The organism is Gordonia sp. GONU (assembly GCF_024733855.1).
Taxonomy (GTDB): Bacteria; Actinomycetota; Actinomycetes; order Mycobacteriales; family Mycobacteriaceae; genus Gordonia; species Gordonia amicalis.
Genome location: NZ_JANRHB010000021.1, coordinates 17,784 through 32,829, shown reverse-complemented (window position 1 = coordinate 32,829; position 15,046 = coordinate 17,784). Strand labels below are relative to the sequence as shown.

Annotated in this window: 10 protein-coding genes; 7 read left to right on the top strand and 3 right to left on the bottom strand. The window is 67.9% G+C overall.

The genetic code is table 11. The annotated features are described in order from the left end of the window. Positions 1–5 precede the first annotated feature (5 nt). Complete coding sequence (locus tag NWF34_RS17375; protein ID WP_258325637.1) at positions 6–3,317, bottom strand: (Fe-S)-binding protein; 3,312 nt, start codon at positions 3,315–3,317, stop codon at positions 6–8. Positions 3,318–3,552: 235 nt separating this feature from the next. Continuing rightward, positions 3,553–4,926, bottom strand: coding sequence for a wax ester/triacylglycerol synthase family O-acyltransferase (locus NWF34_RS17370; RefSeq protein ID WP_258325636.1), 1,374 nt, complete (start codon positions 4,924–4,926; stop codon positions 3,553–3,555). Between the two features lie 161 nt (positions 4,927–5,087). On the opposite strand from NWF34_RS17370, the gene NWF34_RS17365 reads away from it, so the two are divergent. From NWF34_RS17365 to NWF34_RS17350, 4 genes are all read left to right on the top strand, one after another. Next, a complete protein-coding gene (locus tag NWF34_RS17365) occupies positions 5,088–5,654 on the top strand; it encodes a vancomycin high temperature exclusion protein (protein WP_258325641.1) in 567 nt (188 codons plus the stop codon). 103 nt (positions 5,655–5,757) lie between these two features. Continuing rightward, positions 5,758–6,783 (top strand): extracellular solute-binding protein, encoded by a 1,026-nt coding sequence (locus tag NWF34_RS17360; RefSeq protein ID WP_258325635.1) that lies wholly within the window; start codon positions 5,758–5,760, stop codon positions 6,781–6,783. A 58-nt stretch (positions 6,784–6,841) separates the two neighbouring features. Beyond that, positions 6,842–8,335, top strand: coding sequence for an iron ABC transporter permease (locus tag NWF34_RS17355; RefSeq protein WP_258325634.1), 1,494 nt, complete (start codon positions 6,842–6,844; stop codon positions 8,333–8,335). Continuing rightward, the gene (locus tag NWF34_RS17350; protein WP_258325633.1) at positions 8,332–9,465 is read left to right on the top strand and encodes an ABC transporter ATP-binding protein; all 1,134 of its coding nucleotides are present in this window, start codon (positions 8,332–8,334) and stop codon (positions 9,463–9,465) included. Before NWF34_RS17355 ends, NWF34_RS17350 begins: the two co-directional genes overlap by 4 nt. A 7-nt stretch (positions 9,466–9,472) precedes the next feature. Here the strand turns inward: NWF34_RS17350 and NWF34_RS17345 are convergent, their stop codons facing one another. Next, complete coding sequence (locus NWF34_RS17345; protein ID WP_258325632.1) at positions 9,473–11,701, bottom strand: acyltransferase family protein; 2,229 nt, start codon at positions 11,699–11,701, stop codon at positions 9,473–9,475. Between the two features lie 159 nt (positions 11,702–11,860). On the opposite strand from NWF34_RS17345, the gene NWF34_RS17340 reads away from it, so the two are divergent. The 3 genes from NWF34_RS17340 to NWF34_RS17330 all read left to right on the top strand — a co-directional run bounded on the left by NWF34_RS17340 (position 11,861) and on the right by NWF34_RS17330 (position 15,020). Further along, complete coding sequence (locus NWF34_RS17340) at positions 11,861–12,418, top strand: dihydrofolate reductase family protein (RefSeq protein WP_258325631.1); 558 nt, start codon at positions 11,861–11,863, stop codon at positions 12,416–12,418. Positions 12,419–12,567: 149 nt separating this feature from the next. Then, positions 12,568–13,926, top strand: coding sequence for a styrene monooxygenase/indole monooxygenase family protein (locus NWF34_RS17335; RefSeq protein ID WP_258325630.1), 1,359 nt, complete (start codon positions 12,568–12,570; stop codon positions 13,924–13,926). Between the two features lie 161 nt (positions 13,927–14,087). Then, positions 14,088–15,020, top strand: coding sequence for an oxidoreductase (locus tag NWF34_RS17330; protein ID WP_096274723.1), 933 nt, complete (start codon positions 14,088–14,090; stop codon positions 15,018–15,020). Positions 15,021–15,046: the final 26 nt, after the last annotated feature.

Here is a 15,046-nt window from a genome sequence, read left to right as displayed (position 1 = left end):
GGTGACTACTGGTGGCCGGGCCGCTTCTTGCCGGCGGCGATGCCGAAGCCCTTGGCCTTCGACGCCCCGGTCTCGGCGATGGTGCGGGCATCGCCCGAGCCGTTGCTCGACGGAGCCGGGACCTCGGCCCCGTTCGTCTCGGCCGGGGCTTCCGCTGCCGGTGCCTCGGCTGCCGGGGTTGCCTCGGTCTCCTCGGCAGGAGCCTCGGCTTCCGGAGCCGGTGCCTCGGCTGCCGGTGCTTCCGCGGCCGGCTTGGGGGCGGCCTTGCCGATCCCGCCCGGGCGCTTCTTGCCCGCGGCCATACCGAAGCCCTTCGCCTTGGCCGGCTTCTCCTCGGTCGCGGCAGCGGTGCCCGTTGCCGCGGTTGCCGTGGCCGACTCGGTGTCGACGGTCGGAGCCGCATCGGGTGCCGACTCGGCCTCGGCGACCTTGCTCTCGGCAGGGGCGGTCACTCCGGCGTCGGCAGCTGCCGCGTTCGGGGTGGCCGTCTTCTGACCGGGACGCTTGCCGGCAGCCATACCGAAGCCCTTGGCCTTGGCCGGCTTCTCAGCCGCGGGTGCCTCGGCCTTGACGGCCTCCGACGACTCGGCCTCGGCGGGAGCAGGAGCGGCCGTTGCGGCAGGCTTGCTCGCCGCACCCGGACGCTTCGCGCCGCCCTTCATGCCGAAGCCCTTGGACGCGGGCTTCTTCTCGGCCGGTGCCTCGGCGGGAGCCTCTGCCGGTGCCGAAGCCGCAGCGGGCGCTGCAGCCGCCTCTCCCGGCTTCTTGCCGCCCTTCATGCCGAAGCCCTTGGACGCGGACTTCTTCTCGGCCGGTGCCTCCGCGGGAGCCTCTGCCGGTGCTGCGGTCTTGGCTGCGGCGCCGGGCTTCTTGCCGCCCTTCATGCCCAGGCCGACCTTCGGCTTCGGAGCCGCCTCGGTGGTGGCCGTCGCAGCTGCGGCGGCGGCCGCAGGAACCTTCTCGGGCTCCGGTTCCGGCTCGGGCTCCGGAGCGCTCGGACGAGGTCCGAGGAAGCGGCCGCCGAGCTTGACCTCGGTCGAGCCGCGCTTGACCGAGTCGAGCAGCAGCTGCGCGACGTCGACGACCTCGACCTTGCCCTCGGACTCGGTGCCGCTGGTCCGTGCGGTCACACCGTCGGTCAGCATCACGCGACAGAACGGGCAACCGGTGGCAACCTTCTTGACCTGGTCACCCGTGGTGTCACCGAGGGTGTCCAGCGCCTCGTCGACCCGGTCGAGGTTGATGCGCTTGCCGATCTGCTCTTCCATCCACATGCGGGCACCACCGGCACCACAGCACATGGACCGTTCGCCGTGACGCGGCATCTCGGTGAGAGTCGATCCGGCGGCACCCATCAGCTCACGCGGGGCGTCGTAGACCTTGTTGTGGCGGCCGAGGTAGCAGGGGTCGTGGTAGGTGACGCCCTCGCCGAGCGGGGCGACCGGCACGAGCCGCTTCTCGCGGACCAGTCGGTTCAGCAGCTGCGTGTGGTGGACGACCTCGTACTTGGCGCCCAGCTGCGGGTACTCGTTGCCCAGCGCGTTGAAGCAGTGCGCACAGGTGACGACGACCTTCTTGCGCTGCTCGGGCGCCGTCGAGAAGACCTCGCCGAGCATCTCGATGTTCTGCTGCGCGAGCATCTGGAAGAGGAACTCGTTGCCGGCGCGTCGTGCGGAGTCACCGGTACAGGTCTCGCCCTCGCCGAGAACCATGAAGTTCACCGCGGCCATGTCGAGAAGCTCGGCGACGGCCTTGGTGGTCTTCTTCGCGCGGTCCTCGTAGGCGCCGGCGCAGCCGACCCAGAACAGGTATTCGAAGCCCTCGAACGACTCGACGTCCTTGCCGAAGACCGGGATCTCGATGTCCATCTCATCGATCCAGGCGGTACGCGCGGAGGCGTTCTGGCCCCACGGATTGCCCTTGTTCTCGAGGTTCTTGAACATGCCGGCCAGCTCGGTGGGGAAGTCCGACTCGATCAGGACCTGGTAGCGACGCATGTCGAGGATGTGGTCGACGTGCTCGATGTCGACCGGGCACTGCTCGACGCAGGCACCACAGGTGGTGCAGCTCCACAGGGTCTCGGTGTCGATGACCGCACCCAGCGCCTCGGGATCGAACTCGCCGTCCGCGGACTCGAGGCCCTCGCCGCCGCCGAGCCTGCCCTTGGACTCGCCGACGAGCTTGCGGGATGCCTCGGCACGAGCGGCCTCGGGGATCGCGTTGAGCTTGTCCTCGAGGACGTTGCCGTCGGCGTCGACCAGGCCGACCTCGTCCCCGCCCATGTCCTTGCGGCCACCGGCCATCAGGTACGGGGCCTTGGCGTTGCCGTGGTCGCGCAGCGACATGATGAGCAGCTTCGGGGACAGCGGCTTGCCGGTGTTCCAGGCCGGACACTGCGACTGGCAGCGGCCACATTCGGTACAGGTGGAGAAGTCGAGCCAGCCCTTCCAGGAGAAGTCCTCGATCTTGCCCGCACCGAAGGCGTCGACGTCGGGGTCGGCGGTCTCCATGTCGAGGACCTTGCCCTGGCTCATCATCGGCTTGGCGGCACCGAGGGCGACGCCGCCGTCGGCCTCACGCTTGAAGTAGATGTTGAAGAACGCCGAGAAGCGGTGCCAGGCGACGCCCCAGTCGGTGTTCAGACCGACGACGGCCAGCCACACCATGCCGCTCATCAGCTTGATGACCGCGAAGATCGACACCAGGGTCGGCGACTCGGGCAGGATCTTGGCGACCTGCATGGTGAAGAAATCGGAGTACGCGTTCGAGTGGTGGTACGTCGCGATCTTCGACGCCTTCACCAGGATCATGCCCAGACCCTCGAGCAGGACGACGGCCTCGACGAAGTAGGCCGCGCCGAAGCGGGAACCGGAGAATCGCGAGATGCGCTCGGGGACGCGCGGGTGGTTGAGCTGGCGGATGACGATCAGCACCATGATGCCGACGACCGTGCCGATGCCCAGCAGTTCGTCCCAGAGGTGCCACGCGAACGTGTCACCGAAGAGGGGCCAGTGGAACTCCGGGTTGATCGACTGGCCGTAGGCCTCGAACCACAGCAGGGCACCCCCCATGAAGCCGATCATCACCAGCCAGTGCGCCCAGCCCACCGTCCGGAACTTGACCATGCGGGTGTGGGCGATGAACTCCTTGATCATCGTTCCCAGACGCGGGAGTACCGGCCAGAATCGGGAACTGTCGACCTTCTGGCCGAGTTTGATGGTGCGGAACATCCGCACCACGCCGCCGAGGAACAAGTACCAACAGAAGAGGCTGATCACCGCTGCTGTGGTGCCGATGGCAATCGTCGTGGCTGTCACGGGCGCGTACCGGCCTTTCGTCTAGGTCGTCCGCCGCAGAGGAAGCGCACAGAGTGCGCAGGGCTCTCCCACAGGGCGGTGTACTACAGGTAACCGTAATTCGTCGCGCCGTCGGCGCGCTGCCAAGGTTGACCTAATTTTCGCTGGTCTATCTCACATCGAATGATACTCGCGAGTAACTTACTGTCGAGTCAGGGTGTCGAGGATCCCATTCGGCTCCCGCGGTCGGTCCGCGTCAGCGGACCCGGGCCACCTTCTCCAGCTCCTCGAGGGCTGTGTCGAGGTGGGTGAGCAGCCGCTGCAGGCTCGGGACCTGCGCACGAGCGCCTATCAGACCGAAGTTGACGTGATCGGCCGAACTGGTCACGGTGATGTTCAACGCCAGGCCCTCCATCGCGATCGAGACCGGGTAGACGCCGTCGAGTCGGGCGCCGTTCCAATAGAGCTGCTCCGACGGCCCGGGCACGTTGCTGATGATGATGTTGAACTGCGGCGGAACGTATTGGACGAAGCCGGGAACGGTCGCGAATGCGAGCGGCGCGAAATTGGCCGCGCCGAGAGCGAGCGCCTGCAGGGGCTTCAGGCCACGGACGACGTTCTTCGCCTGGCGAGCCGACGCGACGAGTGCATCGAGCCGGCGTTCGGGATCGGGTTGATCGGTGGCCAGGTCGACCATGATCGCGGTGACGGCGTTCCCGTCGCTGTCCCCGTCGGTGTGCATCGACACGGGCACGGCGGCGATCAGGGAGGAATCGGGCAGGGCATCCTGATCGATCAGGTACGAGCGCAGCGCACCCGAGCACATCGCGGCGATGACGTCGTTGAGCGTGATGTCCAGGACGTCGGCGACCGCCCGTAGGCGCTCCATCTCCCACTGCTGGGCGGCGAAGCGGCGGGCGCTGCCGATCGCCACGTCGAGGATGGTTCGCGGGGCGCGGGGCACCGGCGGCACGAAGTCCGGCTCCCGTACACCGGCGATGGCCACCTTCGCGGCCGCGGGTACGAGCCCGGCCACCTGCAGGCCGGCGTCGGCGATCCCGGAGATCCGCGACCTCAGCGTCGGCGCCGGTCGCGGACGCTTCTTCCCGGCGAGGGCCGGGTCCCAGGGTGCCGATCCGGATCGGTCATCGGGGTCCGGCGAGAGCATGCGCTGCAGCAGGCGAAGCGCTGACACCCCGTCGACGATGGAGTGGTGGATCTTGCTGTAGATCGCGATCCGGCCGTCCTCGAGGCCCTCGATGACGTGGATCTCCCACATCGGCCGGAACCGGTCGAGCAGGGTGCCGTGGTTCAGCGACACGTAGCGCAGCAGCTCGCGGACGCGGCCCGGGCGCGGCAGCACCGCACGGCGGACGTGGTAGTCGAAGTCGATCTCGTCGTCGTAGGTCCAGGCGAGGTTGCCGAGGATCGTGACCGGCGACGCCGGCCGCTTGCGGAACAGCGGATGGATCTCGCCACAGGAGGAGAAGGCCGCGATGACCTCCTCGGCGAGGTCGGCCGACGACTGGCCCTCCCGCGGTACGAACAACTGCAACCCGCCCACGTGCATGGGCTGCTCGCGCGTCTCGGCCAGCAGGAATATCGACGAGGTCACCGGCATGTACTGCATTCACACTCTTTTCCACGGTTGTCGGTTTACGCATCGGGCTGAGCGCGGCAGATGAATCCAGTATCGGTCCGTCACCACCGGCGCGGCGTCGAATGGTCATCTTGGGTGAGATGTGTTCGTGCACCTAGGTTGTACGGGTGAGGTCAGCAGCTCGTCTCGTCATGCCGGTGTTGCTGGTGGTCGTCGAACTGTGGATCGCCGTTGCGGCGACGTGGATGTACGCCGTGTCTGCGGACCGGATTCTCGGCGCCGGTCAGGTGCCGTCCGGTTCCACGCTCCTGGTGCTCGGTTCCCTCGTCGAGGACGGTTCTCCCGGGGACTACGTGCGCGGCCGGCTGGACACGGCGTCGGAGCTGTATCGCGACGGCCGTGCCATACGAATCATCAATTCCGGCAATGGTTCTCCCGAGGCGGGTGATGAACCCGCGGTGATGCGGGACTACCTCGAAGCCGCGGGCGTACCGGCGCAGGTGATTCTCGACGACCCGTCGGGGTTCGACACCGCGGCGAGCTGCCGCCGCGCGCGGGAGGTGTTCGGTGTGCGGGCGCTGCTCATCGTCACTCAGGACTTCCACCTGAGGCGTGCCATCGCGCTGTGCCGCGGAGAAGGCGTGGACGCCCGTGGTGTTGTCGCTGAATGTGATTGTCCGTCATGGACATTGGTGCGCAATCACATTCGCGAGACGGTGTTCGCGGGTCCGCGTGCGCTGCTGACGGCGATCGGCTGAGGTGAATCACCGCGGCTGGGGTCGACGACGCTTCATAGGTTAGGCTGCGCATGCTGGCGGGCGACAGAGTCGACCGCATGACCTCCACAGAAGGGTGGAACAGGTGGAAGCCAAGAGATGGGCCCGACGAGTGATCGCGATCGGCGCAGCGGCGATCGTTGCGGCCGGATTGCTCGCCGCCTGTGGAGGTGGCGACACATCGGGAGACGACGAGACCCTGGTCCTGTACTCGGGTCGTTCGGAGTCGCTGGTCGGTCCGCTCGTCGAGCGCATCGGGGGCACGATCCCGGTGACAGCCGGGTATGACAAGAAGGCCGCCCAGATTCTCGAGGAAGGCGACCGGTCGCCGGCCGACCTGTTCTTCGCGCAGGATGCCGGTGAGCTGGGTGCTCTTGCCGACGCCGGTCTGCTCGAGCCGCTGCCCGCCGACATCGCCGCGAACATCCCGGAGGCCTATCGGTCCGAGACGGGTACCTGGGTGTCCACCTCCGCACGTTCGCGTGTGCTGATCTACGACCCGCGCCAGCTGCCCGCAGCCCAGCTGCCTGCCGGCATCGACGGCCTGCTCGCACCGGAGATGCGCGGAAAGGTCGGCTATGCGCCGACCAATGCTTCCTTCAAGTCCTTCGTGACGGCTCTGCGACTGACCCGCGGTGACGCGGGTGCGCGGGACTGGCTCACCGCATTTCTGGCGAACGACCCCAAGTCTTTCGACGGCAACGGCCCGATCGTCGAGGCTGTGAACAGCGGTCAGCTCGCCGCGGGCCTCACCAATCACTACTACTGGGTTCAGGAAGTGCAGGAGAAGGGGATCGAGAACGTGCCCGGTCGACTCCACTTCTTCTCCGACGGCGACCCCGGCGCGCTGGTGAATGTCGCGGCGATCGGTGTGTTGAAGACGGCATCCGACAAGGAGCAGGCTTTCGAGTTCATCCGGCAGCTGCTGACGCCCGAAACCCAGACGTACTTCGCGACCGAGGTCGGCGAGTATCCGGTGATCGGCAACGAGCCGCTTCCGGTCCCGGGGCTGCCGACCCTGGACCAGTTGTCGCCGCCGCAGATCACGCTCGACGAGCTCGCCGACGTCGCGGGGACCGACAAACTGCTGAACGAGGTCGGCGCTGTCTGATCTGTTGACCCGCATTCGAATTCGTCCCGGCCAGAGAACGCGGTCGGGACGAATTCTGTTGGGGTCGGTCAGTGTCGTGATCGCGTTGCTGCTGATCACCCCTGCGGTTTATCTCGTGATTCGGGTTGTGGGGATCGGCATCGATGAGGCGGTCGCGCTTCTGTTCCGGCCCCGCACGGGGCAACTGCTCTGGCGCACGGCGCAACTCGCGGTCATCGTGACGTGTGCGTCGATCGTGGTGGGTGTGGGGTTGGCGTGGTGCGTGGCCCACGGCGTCCGCCGCGGACGCGCGGTGGTCATCGCGCTGCTGGCTGCACCACTCGCGATCCCGTCCTACGTGTCGGGGTTCGTGTGGGTCCGGCTGTTCCCCGGATTCGAAGGGTTGTGGGCCGCGGCGCTGGTGTTGACCCTGGCGTGCTATCCCCTCGTCATGCTGCCGGTCATGGCGGTGATCTCCGGGACCGGACGGGCGGACGAGGACGCCGCGCGCACCCTCGGGTGTGGACCGGCCGGAGCGTTCCTGCGTGTCACGCTCCCACGCATCCGTCCCGTCGTGATTGCCGGCGCGCTGCTGGTCGCGCTCTACGCGATCAGTGATTTCGGCGGTCCTGCCATCGTGCGCTTCGAGCCGTTCACGGTGGGGATCTACAACGCCTACAACGGAACCCTGGACCGATCGGTCGCCGCCTTGTACGGTCTCGTGCTCGCCCTGATCGCCGTGGTGCTCGCAGTGGCCGAACGCCGCATGCGCCGCGATGTCGACTCCGGGTCCACGCCGCTGCGAGCGCGACAGGTCCAGGACCGACCGGTGGCCTGGGGTGTCGTCATGTCCGTCGTCATGGTGGGCGTCTGTGTGCCCGTTGTCGGGTTGTGCACGGAGATCAGCGAATCCCAGCGACTCGGCTTCGACGATCTCGGTGACCTGCTCGCCTGGGTGGGGCCGTATGCGGGCACCACGATGGAGTTGTCGGTCCAGGCCGCGATGGTGATCGTGCTCCTGGCCCTGCCGTTGGCGTTCTTCGTATCCCGGCCGCGCACACGGACCGGTGACGCCGTCGAGGTGGTCTCTTACCTCGGATACACGCTGCCCGGCGTGACGGTCGCCCTGTCGATGGTGTTCCTGGGTACCCGGCTCCTGCCCGATTACTACCTGACCGCGGCGATGCTCATCGCGACCTACGCGGTCCTCTTCCTGCCTGTGTGCCTGGGGCCGGTCCGCTCCGGGGTCGATGCGATCCCGCCGCAGATGGCGGAGGTGTCGCGGACCCTCCGAGCGGGACCGGTGGCCACCGCAGTCCGCGTCCAGTTGCCACTGCTGGCGCCGGCCGTCCTGGCCGGCGCGGCGCTGGCATTCCTCTCGGTGGCCAAGGAACTACCCGCCACCTTGATGCTGGCGCCGATCGGCACCAGGACCCTCGCGACCGACATGTGGAGTCTCAACAACGACATGAACTACGGGCGTGCGGCAGTCCTGGGTCTGGTTCTCATCGTCGTCGCCTCGATACCCACCGCGGCACTGTCCGCGCTGTTCGGAAAGGCCGGTGGCCGGTGAGTGACACGTCACTGAATGACGCAGTGCGAGTGGAGGACATCTCGGTCGTCTTCGGCGACACGACGGTCCTCGACGGGGTGTCGCTCGAGGTGCCGGCAGGTTCGATCACCGCGGTGATCGGGCCGTCGGGATGCGGCAAGACGACGTTGCTGCGGACGATCGCCGGTCTGGAGCCCATTCGATCGGGGCGCATCGAGATCGGCGGAACCGAGGTCGCCGCGGTCCGAACGGACGGGACACGTCGTGTCGATGTGCCCACCGAGAAGCGCAGCTTCGGCCTCGTGCCGCAGGAGGGTGCACTCTTCGGGAACCTGAGCGTGGCGGGGAACATCGGGTTCGGGCTGGGGCCGTGGTGGCGCCGGACCCCTGGCCGTGCAACGCGGATCACCGAATTGCTCGACGTCGTCGGGCTCAGCGAGTTGCGTGCGCGCCGTCCCAGTGAGCTCTCCGGCGGCCAGCGGCAGCGGGTGGCATTGGCACGGGCGCTCGCCCCCCGCCCGGCGGTTATCGGTCTCGACGAGCCGTTCTCCGCGCTCGATGCGCAGCTGCGTACGCGCCTGCGTCGTCATGTCCGCGACACCATTCTGGCCGACGGCGCCAGTGGCCTCCTCGTCACACACGACCGTGAAGAGGCGATGTCGATGGCCGACCGCATCGTCGTGCTGATGGCCGGGCGGGTACGGCAGGTGGGGCCCCCGGAAGGGATCTATCTCGAACCGGTCGACATCGAGGTCGCGCGGATGTTCGGCGAGGTGTCGGAACTCCCCGGCGAGGCTCGCGGCGGCCGAGTGCAGTGTGGTGCCGGCGTGCTGCGGTTGCGCCAATCGGCGTGTGGGCCGGGCACGGTGCTACTGCGGCCGGGCGATCTGGAGATCGTGACCGGCACCGGCAGCGGAGACAGCACGGGAAGTCCCGACGGCGTCGACCGCGGTCACGGGAGAGTGCTCGCGGTCACGCCGTGCGGTGATCACATCGAGGTCGGGCTGTCGGTGTTGCCGGTTGCCGATGGTGATGAGCACGGCGCGGCGGCTGAGCTCACCGTCCGCGCCGAGCCGGAATGGGCAGGCGCTCCGGGAGATCGGGTCACCTACCGGCAGCGGCGTCCGGTGCATTTCCGTCCCAGCGCCTGAGGCCGCTTCACCACCAGCCGGTCGTCTTCTGCAGATCCGCTTCCATCGCCGGGATGAGGCTGCGCACGAAGGTCGCGGACAGATGGTGGAAGTCGTGCCACATCAAGATGTTCCCGACGACCGCCGGGCAGTAGGTGTCGTCGCACATCGCGTCGGTGTAGTCCAGGAACGTCATGTTCGGGAACTCGTCGGCCAGAGCGGCGGCCGGGTCGGTCGGTGCCATGGCCTGTGCGCGCGAGACGCCGCACACCTCGGGCTTGCGACCGCTGGCGAGGCACTCCGGCGGCTTGAGCTGGCCGGTCGACCACGGGTTGTCGCGGATGCCGATGACCTTCTGACCACGGTCGCGGAACTGGGCGAAGATCTCCTTGTAATCCTTGGGCACGCTGTCGCCCCTGGCGGATCCCTCGGGCGGACGAGTCGAGGTGGTGAACACGTAGTCCGGCTTGTCCACGGCGAGGCGGTCCATCACCCGTCGGGACCAGTCGTTGCACTGGTAGTACTTCTGGCCGAACCAGGTGAAGACGTGCTCGGTGGTGAGCGCACAGCCCACCTTGAGGTACGTCGTGACGCGGAAGTTGTGCCGCTTGCCGATCTCGTTGAGCGCGGTGATCCACTGCTCGGCGTGGGAACCGCCCACCAGGGCGATGGTGCGGGTGGCGGTCACGTCGCCGTAGTACCCGACCTTGATCGTCGGGTCCTTCCAACCGCTGATGATGGAGTCGTAGGAGGTGATCGGCCAGTCCATGTCGACCACGTCCGGACTCGGCTGGGCGGTCACCTTAGGGACCGGCGCACCGTCGAGGAAGGCGCGGCCGCCGGGGTAGAGGCGAGGGTCGAGGTTCTCGGTGTCGAGGGTCGCGTTCGCGGCGTCGCGCTGCCAGGTCACCGCGGCACTGCCGGCGGCAACGCTGATGATCAACAGAACCGCGAGGAGAGCTCCGCGGTAGCCGCGCGAGTTCTGGAATCCCGGCTTGGTCGTCTTCCCGGGCCTCGTCTTCTCGACGGTCGCCGCCTTGTCGACTGCCGATGACTCGTCGGTCTTCGTGCGCCGGATCGACCCGGAACGCAGCGGTGCCTCGACGTACTTGGTGGTCAGCCAGGCGATCAGCACGGAGACGCCCAGGATTCCGGTGCCCTCGAGCCAGGACACCTCGTCCTGATAGCGCCACGCCATGTAGAAGATCAGCAGCGGCCAGTGCCACAGGTAGAGCGAGTAGGCGATGGAGCCGAGCCAGACCAGTTGCGGATGCGCGAGCCCGCGACTCACCGGGGCCTGTCCCTTGGCCGGGCGGGCGGTGGCCGGAGAGCCGGCCCAGATCAGGATGAGCGTCGCGCCCACGGGCACGAGCGCCCACGCCGCGGGGTACTCCTGGACTCCGGCGATCCACCAGCCGCAGGTGATGATCAGACCGAGAGCGATGATGCTCAGCAGGTTTCGCATCCGGGCGGACAGCGCCAGCTTCGGCATCCACACCGCGAGCAGACCGCCGGCGAGCGGCTCCCAGAGGCGGGCGACGGTGTCGTAATAGGTGAACGGCTGGTTGATGCCGTGGCGGTAGTTGGCCCACGCGAAGGACGCCAGCGCGACGCCCAGCAGCGCCGACCCGACGACACCGCGCACGACCTGAGTCCGGCGGAATAAGGCGATCCGGCGGGGCAGCGCGCGCAGTACACCACCGAGTGCGAGCGCGCACAGCAGCGTGAGCAGGAAGAACTGGCCCTGCATCGACATCGACCAGAGGTGCTGCATCGGGCTGTTCGCGGAGTCGGCGGCCGCATAGTCCTGCGACTCGAAGGCGAGATGCCAGTTCTGGTAGTACAGGGCGCTGGCCTGCAGTTCGGCACCCAGCGGCCCCCACCGCGTGGTCGGCATGACCAGCGCGATCATCGCCGTGACGAATGCGAGGACCAGGAGCAGCGCGGGCAGCAACCGGCGGACGAGGCGCCAGAAGCGCGGCCACGGGTTGATCGCGGCGCCCCAGGACGCCGAGACCGGCTGAGTCGCGAGGACGTGCTTGAGCAGCGACGCGACGAAGAAATAGCCGGACAGCGTCAGGAAGACGTCGACGCCGCCGGAGACCCGGCCGAACCAGACGTGGAAGACCGCGACCAGCGCGATCGCGATGCCGCGCAGGCCGTCGAGGTCGAGGCGATAGCCCGAGGTGTTACCGGTCGCGGCGTCCTCGTTGGGCGTCGCGACGACCGGGGTCACTTCGGGAACGGGCGTGCGCACAGAGGGCGATGGTACTTGCCGGCGGCCCGGCCACGCCGCCCATGCGGCGGGTGTCGGCGGACGCACAGGTGGTTCGCAGGTTCGCGATCTGCCGCGCCGACCTCGGAATACGGCCGTACCCTCGGAAGATCGCCGGCGAACCGCAGTGTGAGGAGTTGCATGCTGATCTACACGATGGGTGTCTCGGTGGACGGCTTCATCCACGATCGCGACGGCGACTTCAGCTGGCCGGGACACACCGACGAGCTCTTCGCCTTCCACACCGACCGTGTGGGCAGCCTCGGCGCGACGATCCTCGGCCGTCGGTTGTACGAGACGATGCGGGTCTGGGAAACCGACCCGGGGATGCGCGACACCGAAGCGGGCGCCGTCTTCGCCGACATCTGGACCGCGCTGCCCAAGGTCGTCTTCAGCCGAACCCTCCACACCGTGGAGGGCAATGCCAGACTCGCCAGTGCGCCCCTCGCCGATTCGGTCGCGGAGGTCGTCGCCTCCACGGATCGCGACGTCGAGATCGGTGGTGCGGATCTCGCGTCGCAGGCGTTCGAACTCGGACTGGTCGACGAGTTGCGGATCTTCCGGTTCCCGGTCGTCGTCGGCGGCGGCACCCCGTTGCTGCCGCCGGTCACCGACCGGGTCGATCTCGATCTGGTGGAGTCCAGACAGTTCGGTGCCATCGTCCACGAGCGATATCAGGTGCGTCGACCCCACCGGTGAGACGTCCGATGGTCCGCGACCAGCGGAGTCGTCGATCTGTGCCACCCATTCGTTCGTGCTGCGTCTAACCCTTCAGCCACGACGATCCCCCCGGCACCCTGTCTCCCAGTCATCACGTGCACCACATGCAACCGATCAGGGAGACATACATGACGACACGACGATCCGCCGCGATCATCGGGGCGGGCCTGGCCGGGACCTCCGCGGGTCTCGGCCTTCTCGACGCCGGCTTCGACGTCACGATCTACAGCGACCGCGACCGTGAGACCCTGCGCAACAAGGTCCCGCCGACCGGCGTGGGCGTCTACTTCGGCAAGTCCCGCGAGTGGGACGCCGAGATCATCGAGGACCTCTACGAGGTCAGCAACACCACCGGTATGAGTGCTCGCCTGTACGGGGGTTCCGGTGCGGACCGCGCCCCCGTCCTGGAGTTCGACCCCGACTACGGGTATGTCGCCCAGGCCGTCGACCTCCGTTTGCGCGCCGATGATCGCCTCGGTCGTTTCCTGGACCGCGGCGGGCGTTTCGAGGTCACCACCGTCGACGTCGACCGGCTCGACGAGATCGCCGCCGCGGCCGACCTGACGCTCGTCGCCACCGGCAAGGGCGGATTGTCGACGCTGTTCCCGGTCGACGAGTCGCGCACCCACTACCGCGAACCGCAGCGTCGCCTGCTGCAGGTCACGCTCACCGGCGTCGACCACGGCTCGGATGTCTTCTCCTACCGCAGCGCCGCCGGTGCCGGCCACTCGCTGTACAACCTCGACAGCGAGAACGGTGAGCTGTTCGTCGGCCCGTTCCTGCACAAGGATGTCGGCGCGACCTGGTCGTTCATCGTGTTCGCCAAGCCGTCGGGTGCGTGGGCCCCGCGCCTCGACGACGTCCACGACGCCGTGACCGCCCGCCGGACGATTGCCGGGATCTTCCAGGAGTTCTTCCCCGAGGACGCTCCCGTCATCGAGCAGCTCGACGTCATCGAGTCCGATCCGGTGTCGTGGCTGAAGGGTGCGGTCACCCCGACCGTGCGTCAGGCCGTGGCAACCACCACGAGCGGACATCCCGTTGCCGCGATCGGCGACACCGCCATCGCCGTCGACCCGGTCGCCGGCCAGGGAGCGCAGAACACGGTCATCCAGGTCGCCGAGCTGGTGAAGGCCGCCCGTGCGCACGACGGTGAGTTCACCGCGGACTGGCTGGCGGAAGAGTTCGACAAGCACTGGGAGCGTCGCGGCCACGCCGCCGTCGAGGTCACCCGGCTCTTCCTGGGCGATCCCGATTACGCGACGCACGCGGAGTTGTCGTTTCCGGCGGCCGCAGTCAGTCCGGCCATCGCTCAGGCGCTGTTCGGCCTGCTCTCCGACCCCAATCCGCTGCTCGGTCTGCGGACCCGCGAGGATGTCGAGGGCTTCATCACCGCGGTGGCAGGGGAGCCGCATGATCAGGTCCTCGCCCGCTTCGCGCCGGCCGGACGGTTCAGCAGCGCCGCACCGGCGGCCGTGACCGTCTGACGTCCGGATTCCGTTGCGCTGACCACCAGTCGATCCGCACCCCGATCGCGTTCCCGGACGCAGTCGGGGTGCGGTCGCGTGTGACACCCGGCCCGGATATGTCACATGAGATGTGATACGAACAACAGCGTCTGTTGTGCCGGAACGCAGAGGGGGAGCACGTGAAGACGGGTTGGACCTTGACCGACGCGCCGCCACAGACCGGGCGGGTGGCCGTGGTCACCGGCGCCAACGGAGGGATCGGCCGGGAAGCCGCGCGCGGGCTCGCCACCCTCGGCGCCACCGTCGTGCTGGCCTGCCGCAACCCCGAGACCTCGGCCGTCGCGCGCGATGACATCGTCGCAGAGGTCCCGGGTGCCGAGTTGGAGATCGTCGACCTCGACCTCGCCAGTCTCGACTCCGTCCGCGCAGCCGCCGAGGAGATCGGGCGACGCCACCCCCGCATCGACGTACTGGTGAACAACGCCGGCGTCATGCGCGCGCAGCGCGACCTGACCCCCGACGGTTTCGAGATGGACTTCGGTACCAACTTCCTCGGTCATTACGCGCTCACGGGGTTGCTGATGGACCGGCTCCTCGCGACCGACGCCGCGCGGATCGTCACCGTCGGCAGTCACGCGCACCGCGCCGGCACCATCGACTTCTCCGATCTTCCGATGGATCGCACGTTCACCAGCGCCGGTGCGTACTCACGCGCCAAGCTCGCCCAGATGCTGTTCGCACTCGAACTCGACCGTCGGCTGAGAACAGCGGGGCTCCAAGCGATCTCACTCGCCGCCCATCCCGGTGGCACGAGGACCGGCGTGATGCGCGAGCAGAACAAGTTCCTGCAGTGGGCCTATCACGCACCGTCGCTGCGGTGGCTCACCGATCGGTTCATCATGGACCCGCCCGAGGGTGCGTTGCCCATCCTGCGTGCAGCGACCGACCCGAAGGTCTCGGGAGGCCAGTATTACGGCCCCACCGGAAGTTTCGGTCTCGCCGGTCCGCCGGTACTGGTCGAACCGTCGCCGAAGGCGAAGGATCGCGCGGTCGCGGAGCGGTTGTGGGACATCGGCGCGGAGCTCACCGGCGTCAGTATCGACCTCGGCTGAAGGGGATTCCCGAAGAAGTCTCGAGG